Source organism: Erwinia billingiae Eb661, from assembly GCF_000196615.1.
GTDB classification, from domain to species: domain Bacteria; phylum Pseudomonadota; class Gammaproteobacteria; order Enterobacterales; family Enterobacteriaceae; genus Erwinia; species Erwinia billingiae.
Genome location: NC_014306.1, coordinates 3,181,081 through 3,201,274, shown reverse-complemented (window position 1 = coordinate 3,201,274; position 20,194 = coordinate 3,181,081). Strand labels below are relative to the sequence as shown.

The 20,194-nt window shown below is 58.0% G+C and carries 18 protein-coding genes and 1 tRNA gene; 11 read left to right on the top strand and 8 right to left on the bottom strand.

Translation table 11 applies throughout. The features are described from left to right. Window positions 1-50: 50 nt before the first annotated feature. Window positions 51-126, bottom strand: a tRNA-Asn gene (locus EBC_RS16095). Between the two features lie 291 nt (window positions 127-417). Here EBC_RS16095 and EBC_RS16090 point away from each other — a divergent pair. Then, window positions 418-1,539 (top strand): Gfo/Idh/MocA family protein, encoded by a 1,122-nt coding sequence (locus EBC_RS16090; protein ID WP_013202890.1) that lies wholly within the window; start codon window positions 418-420, stop codon window positions 1,537-1,539. A gap of 189 nt (window positions 1,540-1,728) precedes the next feature. Here the strand turns inward: EBC_RS16090 and EBC_RS16085 are convergent, their stop codons facing one another. Then, window positions 1,729-2,037, bottom strand: coding sequence for an ArsR/SmtB family transcription factor (locus EBC_RS16085; RefSeq protein WP_013202889.1), 309 nt, complete (start codon window positions 2,035-2,037; stop codon window positions 1,729-1,731). A gap of 221 nt (window positions 2,038-2,258) precedes the next feature. On the opposite strand from EBC_RS16085, the gene fusA reads away from it, so the two are divergent. From fusA to EBC_RS16055, 6 genes are all read left to right on the top strand, one after another. After that, window positions 2,259-4,364: an elongation factor G gene (gene fusA, locus EBC_RS16080; protein ID WP_013202888.1), complete on the top strand. Its 2,106-nt coding sequence runs from the start codon at window positions 2,259-2,261 to the stop codon at window positions 4,362-4,364. A 433-nt stretch (window positions 4,365-4,797) separates the two neighbouring features. Beyond that, a complete protein-coding gene (locus tag EBC_RS16075; protein ID WP_013202887.1) occupies window positions 4,798-5,913 on the top strand; it encodes a branched-chain amino acid ABC transporter substrate-binding protein in 1,116 nt (371 codons plus the stop codon). Between the two features lie 103 nt (window positions 5,914-6,016). Beyond that, entirely contained in the window at window positions 6,017-6,931 is a 915-nt protein-coding gene (locus tag EBC_RS16070; protein ID WP_013202886.1) for an ABC transporter permease subunit, read from the top strand. A 10-nt stretch (window positions 6,932-6,941) separates the two neighbouring features. Beyond that, a complete protein-coding gene (gene livM / locus EBC_RS16065; protein ID WP_041692058.1) occupies window positions 6,942-8,228 on the top strand; it encodes a high-affinity branched-chain amino acid ABC transporter permease LivM in 1,287 nt (428 codons plus the stop codon). After that, on the top strand, window positions 8,225-9,100 hold the full coding sequence (locus EBC_RS16060; protein WP_013202884.1) for an ATP-binding cassette domain-containing protein: 876 nt from the start codon (window positions 8,225-8,227) through the stop codon (window positions 9,098-9,100). Before livM ends, EBC_RS16060 begins: the two co-directional genes overlap by 4 nt. Then, window positions 9,097-9,813: an ABC transporter ATP-binding protein gene (locus tag EBC_RS16055; RefSeq protein WP_013202883.1), complete on the top strand. Its 717-nt coding sequence runs from the start codon at window positions 9,097-9,099 to the stop codon at window positions 9,811-9,813. Before EBC_RS16060 ends, EBC_RS16055 begins: the two co-directional genes overlap by 4 nt. 131 nt (window positions 9,814-9,944) lie before the next feature. Here EBC_RS16055 and EBC_RS16050 read toward each other — a convergent pair whose 3' ends face one another. The 6 genes from EBC_RS16050 to EBC_RS16025 form a co-directional block, all read right to left on the bottom strand. Beyond that, window positions 9,945-11,405, bottom strand: a complete 1,461-nt coding sequence (locus tag EBC_RS16050; RefSeq protein ID WP_013202881.1) for an AMP nucleosidase — start codon at window positions 11,403-11,405, stop codon at window positions 9,945-9,947. A 100-nt stretch (window positions 11,406-11,505) separates the two neighbouring features. Next, a complete protein-coding gene (locus EBC_RS16045; RefSeq protein WP_013202880.1) occupies window positions 11,506-12,291 on the bottom strand; it encodes a FadR/GntR family transcriptional regulator in 786 nt (261 codons plus the stop codon). Window positions 12,292-12,304: 13 nt separating this feature from the next. Continuing rightward, window positions 12,305-13,078: an ATP-binding cassette domain-containing protein gene (locus EBC_RS16040; protein WP_013202879.1), complete on the bottom strand. Its 774-nt coding sequence runs from the start codon at window positions 13,076-13,078 to the stop codon at window positions 12,305-12,307. After that, the gene (locus EBC_RS16035) at window positions 13,078-14,859 is read right to left on the bottom strand and encodes a dipeptide/oligopeptide/nickel ABC transporter permease/ATP-binding protein (protein ID WP_013202878.1); all 1,782 of its coding nucleotides are present in this window, start codon (window positions 14,857-14,859) and stop codon (window positions 13,078-13,080) included. Before EBC_RS16035 ends, EBC_RS16040 begins: the two co-directional genes overlap by 1 nt. Then, the gene (locus EBC_RS16030) at window positions 14,856-15,803 is read right to left on the bottom strand and encodes an ABC transporter permease (protein WP_013202877.1); all 948 of its coding nucleotides are present in this window, start codon (window positions 15,801-15,803) and stop codon (window positions 14,856-14,858) included. The genes EBC_RS16035 and EBC_RS16030 overlap by 4 nt, the downstream gene beginning before the upstream one ends. A gap of 20 nt (window positions 15,804-15,823) precedes the next feature. After that, the gene (locus EBC_RS16025) at window positions 15,824-17,410 is read right to left on the bottom strand and encodes an ABC transporter substrate-binding protein (RefSeq protein WP_013202876.1); all 1,587 of its coding nucleotides are present in this window, start codon (window positions 17,408-17,410) and stop codon (window positions 15,824-15,826) included. 121 nt (window positions 17,411-17,531) lie between these two features. On the opposite strand from EBC_RS16025, the gene EBC_RS16020 reads away from it, so the two are divergent. The 4 genes from EBC_RS16020 to EBC_RS16005 all read left to right on the top strand — a co-directional run bounded on the left by EBC_RS16020 (window position 17,532) and on the right by EBC_RS16005 (window position 20,091). Next, window positions 17,532-18,179, top strand: a complete 648-nt coding sequence (locus EBC_RS16020) for a DUF1028 domain-containing protein (protein WP_013202875.1) — start codon at window positions 17,532-17,534, stop codon at window positions 18,177-18,179. A 150-nt stretch (window positions 18,180-18,329) separates the two neighbouring features. Continuing rightward, on the top strand, window positions 18,330-18,668 hold the full coding sequence (locus EBC_RS16015; RefSeq protein ID WP_013202874.1) for a type II toxin-antitoxin system PrlF family antitoxin: 339 nt from the start codon (window positions 18,330-18,332) through the stop codon (window positions 18,666-18,668). A gap of 25 nt (window positions 18,669-18,693) precedes the next feature. Next, window positions 18,694-19,182, top strand: coding sequence for a type II toxin-antitoxin system YhaV family toxin (locus EBC_RS16010; protein ID WP_013202873.1), 489 nt, complete (start codon window positions 18,694-18,696; stop codon window positions 19,180-19,182). 168 nt (window positions 19,183-19,350) lie between these two features. Continuing rightward, on the top strand, window positions 19,351-20,091 hold the full coding sequence (locus tag EBC_RS16005; protein ID WP_013202872.1) for an SDR family oxidoreductase: 741 nt from the start codon (window positions 19,351-19,353) through the stop codon (window positions 20,089-20,091). Window positions 20,092-20,194: the final 103 nt, after the last annotated feature.

The following is a 20,194-nucleotide window of genomic DNA, read 5'->3' as shown; positions in this document are numbered from 1 at the left end:
TTAAGCATGAAAAAGCCCGCTCAGATTTCCCTGAGCGGGCTTCTCGAATTTGGCTCCTCTGACTGGACTCGAACCAGTGACATACGGATTAACAGTCCGCCGTTCTACCGACTGAACTACAGAGGAATTGTTGGAACGGGGCGCATAATATCTAGCGGGCAGGGGTATGTCAAAGCCTGATTTGCGATTTTGTTCTGACTGCTGAATAAAGCAGCATTTTATCGAAATTTCCGCAGGTTGGCGGCGTTCAGCGCGGTGCAAAGGTTGCGTAACGCCCCGCAAGGCTTTTCTTTGTTGCAGCACCCGTTGCAGTCAGTTTCGTCAGAATGATCACGTTTATTTCATTTTCACGTTGTGATGCGTAATTATGAAATATACATTCCATGCATTCGCATCGCTAACCTGCAAGGAACATGTATGGAAAAGGTCAGAATTGGACTGATTGGTACCGGTTATATCGGACGTTGTCACGCAATTGCCTACGCACAGGCATCAACCGTCTTCGCATTGAAAGGCGAGATAGTGCGGGAGATGGTGGCGGAGGTGAATCCGGAGGTGGCGAAGAAGCAGGCTGCGTTACTGGGCTTTACGCGTTCAACGGGTGACTGGCGCGAGCTGGTGGCCGATCCCAATATCGATGTGGTGGACATCTGCGCGCCGAATTTCCTGCATAAAGAGATGGCGCTGGAAGCCATCCGTCACGGCAAGCATGTTTATTCCGAAAAACCGTTGGCGCTGGATGTGGCCGACGCTGAAGAGATGGTGCGGGCAGCCGAAGCGGCGGGCGTGAAAACGCTGGTTGGCTTCAACTATATGAAAAACCCGACCAGCCAGCTGGCGCAGGAAATCATTGCCCGTGGCGAAATTGGTGACGTTATCCATTTTTATGGCACCCATAACGAAGATTACCTGGCTAACCCTGATACGCCGCTGGACTGGCACTGCCAGAAAGCGCTGGCCGGGCTGGGCGCACTGGGCGACCTTGCCGCGCATATCGTCAACATGGCGCATTTCCTGGTGGGCAACATCAGCGAGGTGTCCGGCGACATGCTGACGGTGATCAAGCAGCGCCCTGACCCGAAAGATCCGTCGCAGCTGCGCGATGTGGAGAACGAAGACCAGGCCAGCGCGCTGTTGCGTTTTGCCAATGGCGCGCACGGGGTGATTGAAACTTCGCGCATTGCCTGCGGCAGCAAAATGGGGCTGACCTACGTGGTGACCGGCACCAAAGGGACCATCCGCTATACCCAGGAGCGCATGGCCGAACTGGAGCTGTATATCCATGACGATCCGGCTGGCCGTCAGGGTTTCAAAACCATTCTGACCGGTCCTGCACACCCGGATTATGCCAACTTCTGTATCTCGGCCGGGCATGGCATTGGCTTTAACGATCAGAAAACGGTGGAGATCCGCGACCTGATTAACGGCATTGCCGCCAACGACCGCATGTGGCCGGATTTTGCTGAGGGATTACAGGTGTCGAAAGTACTGGAAGCGATCGCCGTGTCCGCGCTGGAACGCCGTTGGATGACGGTCTGAATCTGACTGGCAAGTTCCGCACTGGAACGCCGCTGGATGACGGTCTGAGCAATCAATCTGCGGGCTGAACCAGGCCCGCAGTTGCCCAGGGATGCGCTGACATAACGTTGGATTCACGCTTCACCGACGCTAACGCAATGCTCAGCTACTGCTGAATCACCGCGTCACTGACGCTGGCTCAACGCTTTGCTAACGCTGGCTCTCCATAGCGGCCAGCAAGGACTCCAGCAGCCCAGGGAAACGGGCTTCTAAATCTTCCCTGCGCAGCGACAGTAAATTCTCCCGCCCGTTTGGCCGTTGCCAAATCACGCCACTTTCCCGCAACACGCGCCAGTGGTGGGTCATGGTGGATTTCGCCAGCCCCTGCAGAAGGGTGCCGCAGGCCTGTTCACCCTGATTAGCCAGTATCCTCACCACTTCCATTCGGAGCGGATTGCCCAACGCAAAAAGCACGTTTTCCAGGCGAATCTGTTGAGGTTCAGGGTGGTTGGCAATCATAACTGTCCTTTTGTTCGGGGAGAAAGGCGCGCAGAGAACGCGGCGGCTACTATACCTGAAGGCCAAAACCTGCGCGACCTGCCGATCATCAGTTTAGTCGATGGCTTTAATAGTTCGAATATACTCGTACAGTTGTACTATTATTATCGCACTATAAACCCGCTTTAATGCTGGCCGGGTGCTGCCAGCCTGAAGCCTGTCCCTGTGACTAAGGAACTCCTATGCCCCGAACAATCCCTCTCGCTCGCTACCGTAACATCGGTATTTCAGCCCATATTGATGCCGGTAAAACCACCACCACCGAGCGCATCCTCTTTTATACCGGCATGAGTCATCGGCTGGGTGAAGTGCATGATGGCGCTGCGACGACGGACTGGATGGCGCAGGAGCAGGAACGCGGAATTACCATTACTTCAGCTGCGGTAAGCTGTTTCTGGCCCGGCATGGATCGCACCTTTGAACCGCACCGCATCAACATTATTGATACGCCCGGTCACGTCGATTTCACCATTGAAGTGGAGCGATCAATGCGCGTGTTGGATGGCGCGGTGATGGTGTATGACTCGGTGGGTGGCGTGCAGCCGCAGTCGGAAACGGTCTGGCGGCAGGCGAACAAGTATCGCGTTCCCCGGCTGGCGTTCGTCAATAAAATGGATCGCCAGGGTGCGGACTACTTCCGCGTGGTGCAGATGATGATCGACCGGCTGAAAGCCAATCCGGTGCCGATCGTCATTCCGATTGGCAGCGAAGAGAACTTCCGTGGGGTGATCGACCTGAACAAAATGCGCGCCATCTTCTGGGATGACGAAAGCCAGGGCATGACCTTCAGCTATCAGCCGATCCCGGAAGAGCTTCTGAGCACGGCGCAGTTATGGCGTGAAAAAATGGTCGCCGCCGCCGCTGAAGCCAGCGATACGCTGATGGAAAAGTATCTGCAGGACGGCGACCTCAGTGAAGAAGAGGTGATAGCCGGTCTGCGCCAGCGCACCATTAACGGCGAAATCCAGCCGATGCTGTGCGGCAGCGCGTTCAAGAACAAAGGCGTGCAGCGCATGTTGGATGCGGTGGTTGAACTGATGCCTTCGCCGCTGGATATTCCGCCGGTGAAAGGGCTGGACGAGAAGGGCAACGAGGTTGAACGCCGTGCTGATGACGAGGAAAAATTCTCGGCGCTGGCGTTCAAACTGATGACCGATCCCTTTGTCGGTCAGCTGACCTTTGTCCGCGTCTATTCCGGCGTACTGCGCAAAGGCGACAGCGTCTACAACCCGATTAAGGGCAAAAAGGAGCGCATTGGCCGAATCGTGCAGATGCATGCCAACGCGCGGCATGAAGTCGACGAGATCCGCGCCGGTGATATTGCCGCCTGCGTCGGGCTGAAAGAGGTGACAACCGGAGAAACGTTAAGCGATCCGGATGCGGTGATTACGCTTGAACGAATGGAGTTTCCTGAACCGGTTATTTCGCTGGCGATTGAACCGAAAACCAAAAGCGATCAGGAAAAAATGGGCCTGGCATTGCAGCGACTGGCGTCGGAAGATCCCTCGTTCCGTCTGCACACCGATGAAGAGTCAGGCCAGACCATTATCTCCGGGATGGGTGAGCTACATCTGGAAATCATCGTTGACCGCATGAAGCGTGAGTTCGGCGTCGACGCCAATATCGGCCGGCCGCAGGTGACCTACCGTGAAACTCTCCGCGCCACGGCGAAAGAGGTGGAAGGCAAGTTTGTGCGCCAGTCGGGCGGTAAAGGCCAGTACGGTCATGTGGTGCTGACGCTGGAACCGCAGGAAGCCGGTAAAGGCTTTGCCTTTGAGGATGCGACCAAGGGTGGCGTGGTGCCGCGCGAATATATTCCTTCCGTCGAGAAGGGCGTTCGTGAGGCGATGAATAACGGTATCCTGGCGGGTTATCCGCTGGTGGATATTAAGGCCACGCTGACCTTTGGTTCTTATCACGAAGTGGATTCGTCAGAGATGGCGTTTCGCATGGCGGCGATATTTGCCTTTAAAGCGGCGGCCCGTCAGGCCAAACCGGTGATCCTTGAGCCGGTGATGAAGGTGGAAGTGGAAACGCCGGAGGATTACGCCGGTAACGTGATGGGCGATCTGTCGTCCCGTCGCGGGCTGGTGCAGGGCATGGATGAACTGCTGGGCAGCCGGGTGATCCACGCCGAAGTGCCGCTGTCGGAGATGTTTGGCTACTCGACCACCTTGCGATCGATGTCGCAAGGTCGTGCCACCTACAGCATGGAGTTCCACCATTATGCAGAAGCGCCACGCAATGTGGCGGATGGCATTATCGCCGCACGCGGCGGTAAGGCGTAACCGGAGAACGGGAGCGTAAGCTCCCGTTTTTCTTCACTCTGCCAGCTTCCTCACATTCACAGCAAAAATTCCCGCCACGAGTTGATCGGCCCCGCAATTTTGCACCAGCGCAGTGCGCAGCGTGCCAACAGTGCAGCTATGTTTACGTTTCTGGCCGGTCCGGAAACCGCGCGTCCCAGTCTGCCTGGTCATGGCAAACAGTTTTCCCGATAACCCCTAAACGCCGCTGATGAACGGGCTGTAACATCGGATTGCACCGTGTTACCTCTCATATCTGAAAGAAATCAGCGGTTTCATGGCGAAATGGCGGGAATATTGCTTAATCAACCTTAGCCGCTCGCGGCCCACTCGCTTATCAGGATATCGACCCATCATTGCTGTTTCCCACGCCGCCCGACGGCGTATGGATCTGAACCGTGCTGAGGAATACCGAATGTCTTTGAAATTAAATAAGTTATCGCTTCAGGTTGTGATTGCTGCTTGTTTAAGTACCGCGCTGTATGCGCATGCGGATGTGATGATTGGGGTGGCAGGTCCGTTCACCGGCCCGAACGCCACTTACGGTGCGCAATACTGGAAAGGGGCCTCGCAGGCCGCAGCCGACATTAATGCGGCGGGCGGGATCAAGGGTGAAAAAATCGTACTGGTGCAGGGCGATGACGCCTGCGAACCGAAGCAGGCCGTCGCGGTCGCAAACCGTCTGGTGGACGAATCGAAAGTCTCGGCGGTGGTTGGCCACTTCTGCTCGTCCTCCACCATGCCAGCCTCGGTGGTGTATGACGATGCGGGCGTGCTGACCATCACCCCAGGCTCCACCAACCCACAAATCACTGAACGCGGCCAGAAAGACATGTTCCGCATGTGCGGACGTGACGATCAGCAAGGTGCCGTCGCCGCCAACTATATGCTGGACGTGCTGAAAGCGAAGAAAATCGCGGTGATCCACGATAAAGATACCTACGGCCAGGGCCTGGCGGATGCCACCAAAGCCGCGCTGGAAAAACGCGGTACTAAAGAGGTGCTTTACGAAGGTCTGACCCGTGGCGAGAAAGACTTTAATGCGCTGGTGACCAAAATCGGCGCGCTGAAACCCGACGTGGTGTACTTCGGCGGCTGTCACCCGGAAGCGGGTCCGCTGGTTCGTCAGATGCGTGAGCAGGGCGTGCAGGCCAAATTCTTCTCCGGCGACTGCATCGTGACGGAAGAGTTGGTGACTGCCGCCGGTGGACCGCAGTTTACTGACGGCGTGCTGATGACCTTCGGTAACGATCCGCGCACCATCCCGGCTGGCAAGCCGGTGATTGATAAATTCCGCGCCGGCGGCTTCGAGCCGGAAGGCTACACCCTGTATGCCTATGCCTCCATCCAGGCCATTGCCGCCGCCTATAACGGTGCGGGTAAAGACAATGCCAAAGCCAGCGAATGGCTGAAGTCGCATACCGTCGACACGGTCATGGGACCGAAATCCTGGGATGGCAAAGGCGACCTGAAAGTCTCGGATTACGTGGTCTACAAGTGGGATGACAAAGGCAAATATCACCAGCTCTGATTCGCTGCACTACCTCCAGCCTGCCTGACCGGCAGGACGTCGCAACAGCTAAGCCGGCGCGGACGCGATCCGCGGCGGCTTACCCCAGGCGAGACGGGACACAATGGAAGCATTCTTTCTGCAACAGCTGATTAATGGGCTGACGCTGGGGGCCGTGTACGGCCTGATCGCCATCGGCTACACCATGGTTTACGGCATTATCGGTATGATTAACTTTGCTCACGGCGAAGTGTATATGATCTCCGCTTACCTCTGCGCCATCGGTCTGGCGCTGCTCGCCTCTTTCGGCATTCACTCCTTCCCGCTGCTGATCTTCGGCACGCTGGTGTTCACCATCGTGGTCACCGGCGTTTACGGCTGGGCGATTGAACGGGTGGCTTACCGGCCACTGCGCAACTCAACCCGTCTGGCACCGTTAATCTCAGCCATCGGCATGTCGCTGATTTTGCAAAACTACGTGCAACTCAGCCAGGGACCAAACCAGCAGGGCATTCCGACCATGCTCACCGGGGTGCTGCGTTTTGACGTCGGCGACGGCATCGTGCAAATCACCTGGACCAAAGTCTTTATCCTGATCGCCGCGTTCCTTGGCATGGCCATCCTCACCTGGATCATCCAGTACACGCGCCTGGGACGCATCTGCCGCGCCACGCAGCAGGATCGACGCATGGCCTCTATCCTCGGTATCAATACCGATCGGGTGATCTCGCTGGTGTTTGTGATTGGCGCGGCGATGGCCGGACTGGCGGGCGTGCTGGTGACCATGAACTACGGCACCTTCGATTTCTATGCCGGATTTATTATCGGCATCAAGGCCTTTACCGCAGCGGTGCTGGGCGGGATCGGTTCTCTGCCTGGCGCGATGCTGGGTGGCCTGCTGTTGGGCATCGCGGAAGCGCAGTTCGCCGGCATGGTGAACTCCGATTACAAAGACGTGTTCTCTTTTGGGCTGCTGGTGGTGATTTTGATTTTCCGCCCGCAGGGTTTACTGGGTCGTCCGCTGGTAACCAAGGTTTAGGGAGTTAATGATGACGGATGCTTCTCTTAAGCCGGGCCTGAATATAAAACAAAGCCTGATTGATACGGTCCTGGCCGGGCTCTGTGCGCTGGTGGTGTTTGGTCCGATAGTTGGCATTGTGCTGAAGGGCTACAGCTACGATTTGTCGCCGCAGCGGGTGGCGGTGCTGGTGGGCGTGGTGATGGCGGGGAAGCTGCTGCTGAGCCTGACGCTGCAAAGCACCACCGGCCGTAAATTTGTTGCCCGTTTTGAAGGGGCTGACGATGGCGTCTACGTGCGGCCAGCGGATTACCGCAGCCGGATGCGCTGGATCATTCCGCTGCTGCTGGTGCTGGGCATACTGTTCCCGTTTATTGCCACAAAGTATCTGCTAACCGTGGCGATTCTGGGCCTGATCTACGTGCTGCTCGGCCTCGGGCTGAATATTGTGGTGGGGCTGGCGGGCCTGCTGGACCTGGGATATGTGGCGTTCTACGCCATCGGTGCCTATGGCCTGGCGTTGGGCTATCAGTACCTTGGGCTGGGCTTCTGGGCGATGCTGCCGCTGGGGGCGGTGATGGCGGCGCTGGCCGGGGCATTACTGGGTTTTCCGGTGCTGCGTATGCACGGCGATTATCTGGCGATTGTGACGCTGGGCTTTGGCGAGATTATCCGGCTGGTACTCACCAACTGGGTGAGCTTCACCGGTGGGCCAAACGGCGTCTCGGTGCCTTCACCGACCTTCTTCGGCCTGGAGTTTGGCCGCAGGGCGAAGGACGGCGGCGTACCGATCCACGAGTTTCTGAATATCACCTATGACCCCAACCTGAAGTTTATTTTTATCTACACGGTGCTGATTTTGGTGGTGCTGCTGGTGCTGTTTATCAAGCATCGCCTGACCCGCATGCCGATTGGCCGGGCGTGGGAAGCGCTGCGTGAAGATGAGATTGCCTGCCGCGCGATGGGGCTGAACCATGTTTTGGTCAAGCTCTCCGCGTTTATGATGGGCGCATCCACCGCCGGGATTGCCGGGGTGTTCTTCGCCACCTATCAGGGCTTTGTTAACCCGACCTCGTTTACCTTCTTTGAGTCCGCGCTGATCCTCGCCATCGTGGTGCTGGGCGGCATGGGTTCCACCCTTGGCGTGGTGCTGGCGGCCTTTGTGCTGACCGTGGCCCCCGAGCTTTTACGCAGCTTTGCCGAATACCGGGTGCTGCTGTTTGGCGTGCTGATGGTGCTGATGATGATCTGGCGGCCGCGAGGCCTGGTTCGCACCAGCCGGGTCGGGGTGCCAACACGAAAAGGAGTGGCGCCATGAGCGACAGCATCCTGCGTGTTGAACATCTGATGATGCACTTTGGCGGCATCAAGGCGCTGAATGATGTCAATCTGGACGTCGGGCGCGGCTCAATAACCGCCTTAATCGGGCCGAACGGCGCGGGAAAAACCACGGTGTTTAACTGCCTGACCGGGTTTTATCAGGCCACCGGCGGCTCGATTGTGCTGAACGCGCAGTCGCGGATGACCGATGTGATCCAGGTGCTGGGGCAGAAGATCCGGCCGGCGGATTTCATTAATCCTGCGCGCCTCGGTTCCCGCATCTACTACAAAATGTTTGGCGGCACGCACCTGGTCAACCGGGCCGGACTGGCGCGTACCTTCCAGAATATCCGCCTGTTCCGCGAAATGTCGGTGGTCGAGAACCTGCTGGTGGCGCAACACATGCAGGCCAACCGCAATCTGCTGGCCGGGATCCTGAATACGCCCGGCTACCGTCGGGCGGAAAATCAGGCGCTGGACCGCGCCTTTTACTGGCTGGAGGTGGTGAACCTGGTGGATTGTGCCAACCGGCTGGCGGGCACGCTCTCCTATGGCCAGCAGCGGCGGCTGGAGATTGCCCGCGCGATGTGCACCGGGCCCGAGATGATCTGTCTGGACGAACCCGCTGCCGGCCTCAACCCGGTGGAAACGCAGGCGCTGAGCAAAATCGTGCGTTTCCTGCGTCAGCAACATGGCGTGACGGTGCTACTGATTGAGCATGATATGGGCATGGTGATGGAGATATCCGACCATGTGATCGTGCTGGACCACGGCGATGTGATTGCGCGCGGCACACCCAGCGAGATCCAGACCAACGTCAGCGTCATCGCGGCGTATCTGGGTGCAGACGAAGAGGAGATCGCCGGATGAGTCAGCCGATGTTGGAATTCCGCAAGGTGAACGTGTTTTACGGCCCGATTCAGGCGCTGAAGGAGATTTCGCTGACGGTCAACGAAGGCGAAACCGTCTCGCTGATCGGCGCCAACGGCGCGGGCAAGTCAACGCTGTTGATGTCGATATTTGGCCAGCCGCGGATTGCCGCCGGACAGATCCTCTATCGCGGCGAGGATATCAGCCAAAAATCCACCCACTTTATCGCCAGCAACGGCATTGCGCAGGCGCCTGAAGGACGACGCATCTTCCCCGATATGACGGTGGAGGAGAACCTGCTGATGGGCACCATTCCGATCGGCAGCCGTTACCAGCATGAAGATAAAGCGCGGATGTATGACCTGTTTCCCCGGCTGGAGGAACGCCGCAGCCAGCGTGCAATGACGCTGTCGGGCGGCGAACAGCAGATGCTGGCTATCGCCCGCGCGCTGATGAGCCGGCCAAAATTACTGCTGCTGGATGAACCCAGCCTGGGACTGGCACCGATTGTGGTGAAGCAGATTTTCCAGATCCTGCGCGAGTTGACGCAAGGCGGCATGACGCTGTTTCTGGTGGAGCAGAACGCCAACCATGCGCTTAAGCTGTCGGACCGGGCGTATGTGATGGTCAACGGGCAGATTCGCCTGAGCGGCAGCGGGCAGGAGCTGTTGGTCAATCCAGAGGTCAGAAGCGCCTATCTGGGTGGGACATAACGGGGAGATCACGGGGCGATGACGGGAGAGGGGACCGGTCTGGCTGACCTGCATTCGCGGCGCTTTAGCCGGAAGTCATCATTCAGCCGCGGCATGTCTGCCACGGCTGTTTTCTTTCCGCCTGGCAAAACCTAGCGGAACGGTGGCTCGTTGAAGGTCCGTAACTTACGCGAGTGCAGCTTGTCGCCTTCCGCCCGCAGTAAATCAATCGCACAGATACCAATTTGCAGGTGCTCGGAAATCGCCCCTTCATAGAAGCGGTTCGCCTGACCCGGCAGCTTGATTTCGCCGTGCAACGGCTTATCGGAAACGCAAAGCAGCGTGCCGTAAGGAACGCGGAAGCGATAACCCTGCGCGGCAATGGTGGCGCTTTCCATATCCACCGCAACCGCGCGGCTGAGGTTAAAGCGCAGCGCCGAGGCGGAGTAGCGTAACTCCCAGTTGCGATCGTCGGTAGTGACCACGGTGCCGGTACGCAGACGCTGTTTTACCAGGTCGCCCGGCATGCCGCTGACATGCTTGGTGGCGTCATACAGCGCGCGCTGCACTTCGGCAATGCTGGGCACCGGGATATCCGGCGGCAGCACCGCGTCCAGCACATGGTCATCACGCAGGTACGCATGCGCCAGCACGTAATCGCCGATGCTCTGGCTTTCGCGCAGGCCGCCACAGTGACCAATCATCAGCCAGGTGTGCGGACGCAGCACCGCCAGATGATCGCAAATGGTTTTGGCATTCGACGGGCCCACGCCGATATTGATCAGCGTAATGCCCTGACCATTTTTAGCAATCAGATGCCAGGCAGGCATCTGGTGGTTCTTCCAGGCCAGGCCGGAAATCGCTTCCTGCGGGTTTGGCGTCTCGGCGGTAACAAAAATGCTGCCGGCGCAGGACAGGGCTTCATATGGCGACGCCGGATCGGCGATCTGCTCACAGCCCCAACGCACAAACTCGTCGACATAGCGGGTGTAGTTGGTGAACAGCACGTAGGACTGGAAATGCTCAACCGGCGTGCCGGTATAGTGACGCAGCCTGGCCAGCGAGAAGTCGGTGCGCAGCGCATCGAAATGCGACAGCGGGAACTCTTCACCCGGCTGATACAGGCCATCGGCATTTTCATCGCCAATCTGCGCCAGCTCGGTCGTCGGGAAATGCTTGGCCAGCCCGGCGCTCATGGTGCGATCGAGGCCGAGGTTCGAACCGTCAATCACGTACGGGAAGGGGATTTCTTGCTTTGACGGTTTCACTTCCAGCGTGACCGGATATTCCCCGGTAAGCATTTCCAGCTGTTCCGAAAGGTAGTGACGGGCCAGCGCCGGGCGGGTCACGGTGGTGGCATAGCTTCCCGGACGGGTGAAGCGGCCAAAGGCACGGGTCAGCCGGTGACCGGATTCATCGCCGGCCCAGCTGACGCGCAGTTCAGGATAGACAAACAGTCCATTCGCGCGAGCCGACTCTTCCGGCAATTTTCCGCTGCTGATATAGGTGTTGATCGCGGTACGCAGGGCGGTTACGGCCTCTTCATACAGGGCATCAAGTTTGTCCAGCGCCTCGGCGACGGACAACCCCTTGGGGGCAGAAGGCTGAGTCATGGTATCTCCCTGGTCGGTGTTTCACGTTAACTTCACAGCATGGTAGCTGAAATTAGCGCAGGCCGCCTCGGGAGAAGCTAATCTGCTGAGCAACTTAAGATTATTCGCGATCGGCAGCAGGCTTTTCACTCAAAAACCGCTCTTCCAGCGTCGCTTCCAGCGTCAGCATGGCGTTCTCCGCATGCTGCATATGCTCGGTCATGATCCGGTCGACTTCACCGGCATCCTTGCGGCGCAAGGCCTCAATCAGGCGATACTGATACTCAATGCCCGCGCGGCGGTTGACCGGCTCAGGGCGCTGATAAATGTCTTTGCACACCGCCAGATCCTTCAGCAACCGCTGCAAAAAGTGACAGAGAAACGCCAGCAGCACGTTGTCGGAATAACTGGCCACCACGCCATGAAAATCCAGCTCGGCCATGCGCTGGTTCCAGCGCTCCTGCTCGTCAGCGGGTTCATGATCGTAGATTTTTATCAGCGTATGCAGCTGCTCAAATCCGGCGGCGTCAATATTGTCGATGGCGCTGACCGCCACCAGTGGCTCAAGGGCTTTGCGCAGGGCATAGATATTGGCGATGGAAAGCTCGCGGGTGAACAGGTAGTTCGACAGCAGGCTCATCGCGCGGTTGTCGCTCATGGATTCAATAAACGCACCGCCGCCTGGGCCGGTTTTGGTGCGGATCAGCCCCTGAACTTCCAGCGATTTTAACGCTTCGCGCACGGTACTTTTCCCGGCAGCAAAACGGCTGGCGAGATCCTTTTCCTGCGGCAGGCGATCGCCGGGCAGCAGGTTATCGCGCACGATGCTCTCTTTGATCGCATCGACAATTTCATCGGTCCGCTTGCGACGGACGGGGTCCGCCTGCGGGATTTTTTCGGCATTCATCGCATTATGTCCTTTACAGCCGGGGCGCGCTGGCCAGCAGCGTTTGGGTATAACTGTGCTGAGGAGAGGCAAACAACACCTCGTTCGGTGCGCATTCTACCAAATCTCCGCGATACATCACCGCCACCCGATCGGCGATGGATTCCACCACGGCCAGGTCGTGGCTGATAAACAGGTAGGAGAGGCCGAACTGCGTTTTCAGCTGGTCCAGCAGCAGCAACACCTGCGCCTGCACCGAGACGTCCAGCGCGCTGACCGGCTCGTCGAGCACCAGAATCCGTGCTTCCGCCGCCAGCGCGCGGGCGATGGCCAGACGCTGTGCCTGGCCGCCTGAAAATTCATGCGGATAGCCGAGCAGGGCATCGGCGGGCATCTGTACCGCTTCCATCAGTTCCAGCATGCGGGTTTTGCGCCGTGCGGCAGAATATCCGCAGAGATGGCTGAGCGGGATCGCCAGGATATCGGCAATGGTTTTGCGCGGGTTTAGCGACGCCACCGGATCCTGAAACACATACTGAATGGTGCGGCCCGATGCTTTCGCCTGCTGCGGGCGCGGCTGGCCCATCAATTCGATGCTGCCGGAGGTCGGCGTTTCCAGGCCGACCAGCATTCTGGCCAGGGTGCTTTTGCCCGAGCCGCTTTCACCCACCACCGCCAGCGTCTCCCCGGCGGCAAGGTGCAGCGATACCCCTTTAACAGCGTGCACCTGGTGGTCACCGGCCGCGAACCAACGGCCTTTACGGCCAAAGGTTTTCACCAGATTTTTCACTTCTATCACGTTGCTCATCATCCCTCCTTCACGGTGGCGGGATATAACCCGGCGACCTGCTGCAAAAATTGACGTCCCTGGCCCAGTTTCGGCACGCTGGCAATCAGCCGGCGGGTGTAGTCGTGCTGCGGATGATCCAGCACCTGCTGCGTATCGCCGGTTTCGACGATTTCACCAAAACGCATCACCGCGACCCGATCGCAAATCTGCGCAATAACGCCAAAGTCGTGGGTGATAAACAGCAGCGTCAGGCCCCGTTCACGGCGTAAACGTTGCAGCAGCTCCAGAATGCGGGCCTGTACGGTGACGTCCAGCGCGGTGGTGGGCTCATCGGCGATAATAATGTCCGGATCGTTAGCCAGCGCCATCGCAATTCCCACCCGCTGACGCTGTCCGCCGGAAAGCTGATGCGGATAGGCATGAAAACGCGGCGCCGCGTCCTGGATGCCGACGCTGGTCAGCAACTCCAGCGCTTTGGCCTTCGCAGCGGCGGAGGTTAACGGCTGGTGGGCCTGAATGGCTTCAATCAGCTGGCTGCCAATGCTCATCTGCGGATGCAGCGTGGTCAGCGGATCCTGGAAGATATAGGCCACCCGCGCGCCACGACGCTGCTGCAACGTTTTTTGCGGCAGTGACAGCATCTCTTCACCCGCGACATAAATTGCGCCGCCGGTAATTTCGCCCGGCGGGGAAGCCACCAGGCCCATCACCGACAGCGCGGTCACGCTTTTTCCGGAGCCACTTTCACCAATCAGGCCAAGGCATTCGCCGCGCTTAACGTGAAAGCTGATGCCGCGAACGGCGGGCTGGAACGGGCTGCCGGAACGGAAGCTCACCGCCAGGTCGACCACTTCCAGTAACGCCGCCTCGCCCTGGGTGGCGGCCGGGATGGCCGGGCGGGTAACGCGGGTCACCGCTCTGGCTCTGAGCAAGACGCCGGACTTCAGACGCGGATCCAGCACATCGCGGATGCCATCGCCCAACAGGTTAAAGCTCATCACCAGCAGAAAAATCATCACCCCTGGCACCACCGAAACGTGCGGCGCGCTAAACATCTGCGCGCGGCCCTGGCCGAGCATCGAGCCTAAATCTGCCGCCGGGGGTTGCGTGCCCAGCCCAAGGAAGGACAGGCCGGCGGTTTCAAGGATCATCCAGCCGACGGTGGTGGACAGGGTGATGACAATCACCGGCATCACGTTGGGCAGCACCTCGGTGAACAGGATCTGCGTATGGTTTTTGCCGGACAGCCGCGCCGCCTGCACAAAATCACGCTGGCGCAGGCCGACGGTCAGGCCACGGATATTACGGGCAAAGAACGGAATGTTGACCACGGCGATTGCGTACAGCGCGTTAAGCAGACCAGGGCCGAGCACCGCCACAATCACCAGCGCCAACAGGATGTAGGGAAACGCCATCAGCATATCGATAAAGCGCATCAGCAGGCTGTCGGCTTTGCCGCCAGCGTAGCCGGCAATCAGCCCAATCAGCGTGCCGAAAAAGGCCGCCAGCAGGGTGGCGCTGATGCCGACCGCCAGCGAAACCCGGGTGCCCCACACCAGCCTGGACAGCACATCCCGGCCCAGCGGATCGGTGCCTAACAGGTGGCCGGGTGACAACGGCGGCAGCAGGCGCTTCAGTAAATCGGTCGCATCGGGATCCGCCAGCGGCAGCAGCGGGGCACAGAGTGCGGCCAGCGCGGAAAGGGTCAGAATAATCAGCCCGAGGGTTGCCAGCCGGTTAGCCAGCAGCAGCGACCAGGCCGAACGGCGCTGACGCGTCGGTGAGAGTGTCTCGCTCATGATTTTAACCTCGGGTCGAGAAGCGCCTGCAGGATATCGGCACACAGGTTGATCAACACATAGGCGCAGGCCGCGACCAGTACGCCGCCCTGCACCAGCAGCAGATCGCGGGTGGAAACGGCGTTGACCAGCATGGCGCCAAGGCCCGGCCACTGGAAGACGGTTTCGATATACACCGCGCCGCCCAGCACAAATCCGGCCTGAATGCCGATCACCGGGATCACCGACACCAGCGCCATACGGAAAGCGTGGCCATAGATCACCTTGCGCTCGGACAATCCTTTGGCGCGCGCGGTACGGATAAAGTCCTGACGCAGCACTTCCAGCATCGCGGTGCGGGTCAGGCGGGCAATCACGCCGGTGGCGACAATCGCCAGCGTCACGGCGGGCATCGCCAGGTGCTGCAACAGATCCAGCCAGCCGCCACCGCCCCAAATGGCATACATACCCGAGGCCGGGAACCATTGCAGCTGGACCGCAAACAGCATAATCATCACCAGGCCAATCCAGAATGACGGCAGCGAAATGCCGATCAGCACCAGCAGGGTAATCAGCCGGTCACCCCAGCCGAACTGCCTTACCGCTGAGACAATCCCCGCCAGCAAGCCCAACACCGTGCTGATTAACAGCGCGCTTCCGCCAAGGATCAGCGTGTTGCCGAGGCGCTGCATCACTTCATCAATCACCGGGCGATTGAGCACATAGGATCGGCCAAAGTCCCCATGCAGCATATTGCCGACCCAAATCAGATACTGCTGCCACAGCGGCTTGTTCAGCCCCAGCTCCTGATTGATGCGCGCGACATTTTCCGGGGTAGCCCAGGCGCCCAGTAATGCCTGCGCCGGGTTGCCGGGGATCATCGCCATAATCACAAACACAATCAGCGACAGGCCGATAAACACCGGCACGGTTGATAACAGCCTTTTTAACAGGTAGCTCCACATAACCACGCTCCGCTCTGAAATCAGTGTTTGGTCACCCGGTTGAGTAACAGGTTAAAGTTGGGTTGCAGAGCAAAGTGCGCGATGCGCGTGGAGGTCACGGCGTTCTGCTTCCAGTTGGCGACGAAAATCCACGGCGCATCGTCATGCACAATTTGCTGAACCTGCCGGTAGAGGGTGGCCCTCGTCGCCGTGTCGGTGGTCAGTCGCGCCTCTTGCAGCAGTCGATCGACCTGAGGGTTGCTGTAATAGCCGGAGTTAAATCCGCCTTTCTTCGGCCAGGCATCGGTGCGCAAAGTCAGGAACGGCAGGGTGTCGGGATCGTTGGTCATCCATGCCATTTCGGCCATCTGGGTGTGGTTATCCAGCCCGGCATTGACCTTGGCCAGATAGGTGTTCCACTCATAGCTCTGAATATTGACCTTCAGCCCGACGGCTTTTAGATCGGCCTGAATGGCGGTGGCCATCGGCAGCGGATCCAGCATGCCCGAACCGCCTTCGGTGACATAAAAGGTCAGGGTGGCGCCTTCGGCTCCGGCGTCCTTCAGCAGCTGACGTGCTTTCTGCGGATCGTACGGCCAGGGCTGTACCGCCTTGTTGGCTGCCCAACCGAATGCGGAAGGTATCGGGCCATCCGCCACGCTGGCAGAGCCTTGCAGGATGTTATCGACCAGCGACTGTTTATTGATGGCGTAGTTAACCGCCTGACGCACGCGGCGATCGTTAAACGGCGGAACCTGGGTGTTGAGCATCACGTACCAGACGTGCGGCCCGGTGGTTTCATACAGACGGAAGCGATTGCTTTTTTCCTTAAACAATTTCACCGTGTCGGGCGGCACTTCGACCATCGCATCGATGCCGCCGGAGAGCATTTCCGCCACCCGCGTATTGCCGTCGGTGATCGGGCGGAACACCACGTTGTTTACCGCCGGTTTGCCATCCCAGTAACCGGCATTTGCTTTGATCACCACGCGCTGGTTTGGCTGCCATTCGCTGAAGGTGAACGCGCCGGTGCCGACCGGATGGCGTCCAAACTCTTTGCCGTACTTTTTTACCGCCGTGGGCGAGACGATCAACCCGGTCGGCGTCGCCAGATTCGACAGCAGTGGCGCGAAAGGCTCGCTGAGGTGAAATACCAGCGTCTGCTGATCGGGCGTTTCTATCGATTTTATCGAGGAGAAAAAGAACGACAGCGGGAAGGGGCCGGTGTTGTGCCACGGATTTTTATCATCGAGCATGCGCTGGAAGGTGAATTTGGCGGCTTCGGCGTTGAACGGCGTGCCATCCTGAAAACGGACGTTTTGCCGTAAATGGAAGCGATAGGTCAGGCCGTCCGGGGCGATCTCCCAGCTGGTGGCCAGCGCCGGTTCGATATCCAGTTTACCTTCGCCATTGCGCACCAGCCCATCATAAATATTGACCAGAATGCGGGAGTCATTCGCCGCCGTCGCCACCTGCGGGTCCAGCGACTGCGGTTCCGCCACCTGGCCGATTAACAGCGCATCGGCAGGGGTTTTCGCCTGCAACGCGGGCAGCCACAGCAGGGCCAGAAGCGCTGAAGCGGGCAGCCATTTTCTGCTTAACAAATTTCCGGTTATCGCACTCAGCATCACGGCCTCTTCAGCAACAGGTGAAAGAATAAGCGTTGTTGTGTTTTTTATTTATGCGTATAAATAAACAATATTGCAATAATTTATACATATAAATTAGATCTGACCGCGAGGAATCGGGATGACTTTTTCAATCGTCGCACGCGATCCACAGACCGGCGCGCTGGGCGTGGCAACCGCGACCGCCGGGCCCGCCGTCGGGGCGTTGGTGATCCATGGCCGCGCGCAAACCGGCGCCATCGCCACCCAGGCGATGACCAATCCGCTGTATGGCGTGCGCGGTTTGGCACTGCTTAAAGCAGGCGAGGGTGCTGCGCAGGTGATGCGCACCTTGCTGGATGACGATCCCGAGGCCGCGCGCAGGCAGCTGATGATCGTCGATTGCCTTGGCGGCATTGCCCACTGGACGGGCGACGAGTGTGGCGAATTTGCCGACAGCCTTGAATCGACGGTCTGCACGGTCGGAGGAAATTTACTGACCGGGCCCGACACGCTGCAGGAGATGATGGGCGTTTATCAGCAGCAGTCTGCGTTGCCCTTTGCCGACCGCTTGCTGGCGGCGATGTGCGCCGGAGCCGCGGCGGGTGGCGATCGCCGTGGACTGAAATCGGCTGCGCTCCAGGTCTGGCATGACCGTGAATACGCCAGCACCGATATTCGTGCCGACTGGAACGACGATCCGCTGGTGGCACTGAAAGAAATCCTGCAGCAAACCCGCCAACCCAGCCATGCGGACTTCTTTGCCGCGCTGCCCAAGGGCCAGCCGTAATCAACGCGTGCACAACCAGGGCGCTGAAAAAATAGCCAGTAATGCACTTGCATTGCACAATGCAGATGCATTACGCTCATTACAGGCTTGAAGACGCCAGCGGTTTGATAATCCGCGTCCCGATAGTGGGTTGGCGTCGAGGAGAAAATAATGAATGTAAACATGGCAGACGTGTCTTTGCGCGCGGAGTCCCGACTCACTGAGCGTAGCCAGACCACCATCCCCGCCGCGATTCGCGATGCGCTGCAACTGAAGCCGGGAGAATTCATTGAATACGCTCTGCTGCCCGGCGGTAAAGTCGTTATGTCTAGACGAGAAGAAGAAGCGGAAGATCCGGTGGTCCCGCAGTTTCTGGCTTTCCTCGAAAACGACATGATGACCAACCCGCATCATATCCATGCAGTGCCAGTAGAATTTTGGGCAGGGATCCAGCAACTGACTGCTGGCGTTGAAGTCGATTTAGACGGGCCGCTGACTGACGATGAGTAGCAGGCAACATGGAGCAGGAGGCGACATGGAGTATTTGGAGATTAATGGATGGAAATTCTATTTTCATTCCTGTTTTCTGACGCAGCTGGCTGAACTTCAAAATAAAGTCCTGGCGCTGAAAAAAAAGGATCCTCAGGGCTATCACAAAAAGAAAGAAACCAAGCTGCTGGCGGCGATTGAGCAAATCATTACTCGGGTGATCCCGGCCAATCCACTGGACAGCCACTTTCGGCAGGGCAATACCTTAGGCCAGGATTACCGGCACTGGTACCGCGTCAAATTCCTGCAGCAATTTCGGTTATTCTTCCGCTTCAGCGTGCCCCACAGAACCATCATTATTGGTTGGGTAAATGATTTCGGCATGCTTCGCGCTTATGGTTCGAAAACAGATGCCTATAGGGTATTTGAACGGATGCTGAAGTCTGGTGAACCCCCTGATGACTGGGATGCGCTGCTGAAGCATTGCCAAACCGATGCCAGGGTTATAAACAGCGATATTTCTCGGAAATATTAAGCCGGTTTATACGCTTCGCTTTATGTTTTGAGTGTTCAAAAATTTCTCTGCAAGGTAAAAATCAGATGTCGAAACCGAAATTCATAGTTTCATGTTGAAAAAGATGACGGCTGATATTCATTTTGCGTAAGGTATTTAATGATTTCAAAGCCAAATGAGGGGGTAAACGTGAGCAGATTTGAGGGAAAACGCATACTGATTACTGGCGGTACCAGCGGGATGGGGTTGGCAGGTGCTCAACGCATTGTCAGGGAAGGCGGTCATGTCGCCATTACAGGGCTCAATGAAGAAAGGCTGGAACGCGCCCGCAGCCTGCTGCCTGAGACATCGCTTATTCTGAAAAGCGATGCGGCAAGCGAAGCAGACATAAGCGCGCTGCAGACAGCGATAAGCGGCTGGGGCTCGCTGGATGGTTTGTGGCTTAATGCTGGCTTCGCAGAGGTAGGCTCTGTGGAATCTGTAACGGCAGATGCGTTTAACCGCATGATGAACGCGAATGTCCGTGGCCCGATGCTACAGCTGGCAGCATTGTCCGATTCACTCAACCCCAACGCTTCGGTTCTTGTCACCTCGTCTTCATCTGTTTATGAAGGTGCGGCAATGACCAGTCTCTACGCAGCAACGAAAGGCGCCGTTGTGGCGATGGTTAAAAGCTGGGCATCTGCGTTGGCTGAACGCGGCATTCGCGCCAATACACTGGTACCGGGTCCCATTGAGACCAACTTCAGACATTTTATGCCTGAGGAGTCTCGTCAGCAGTTCGAGGATTTTGTGGTGAGCCAGGTTCCTTTGGGCCGAGTCGGAACAGCCGAAGAAGCCGCTGCAGTTGCACTCTTCCTGCTTTCCGACGATGCATCCTACGTGACCGGCAGTCAGTATGCAGTTGACGGCGGGTTGGTTCATTACTGATTAACAATCAGAATTCTGAAAAGTTATTGGCCGGGGAGGCTGGTGATAGCCAATAATTTACTGAAGCAATGTATGAATCGCGTGGGCTTTAATTCCATACTCT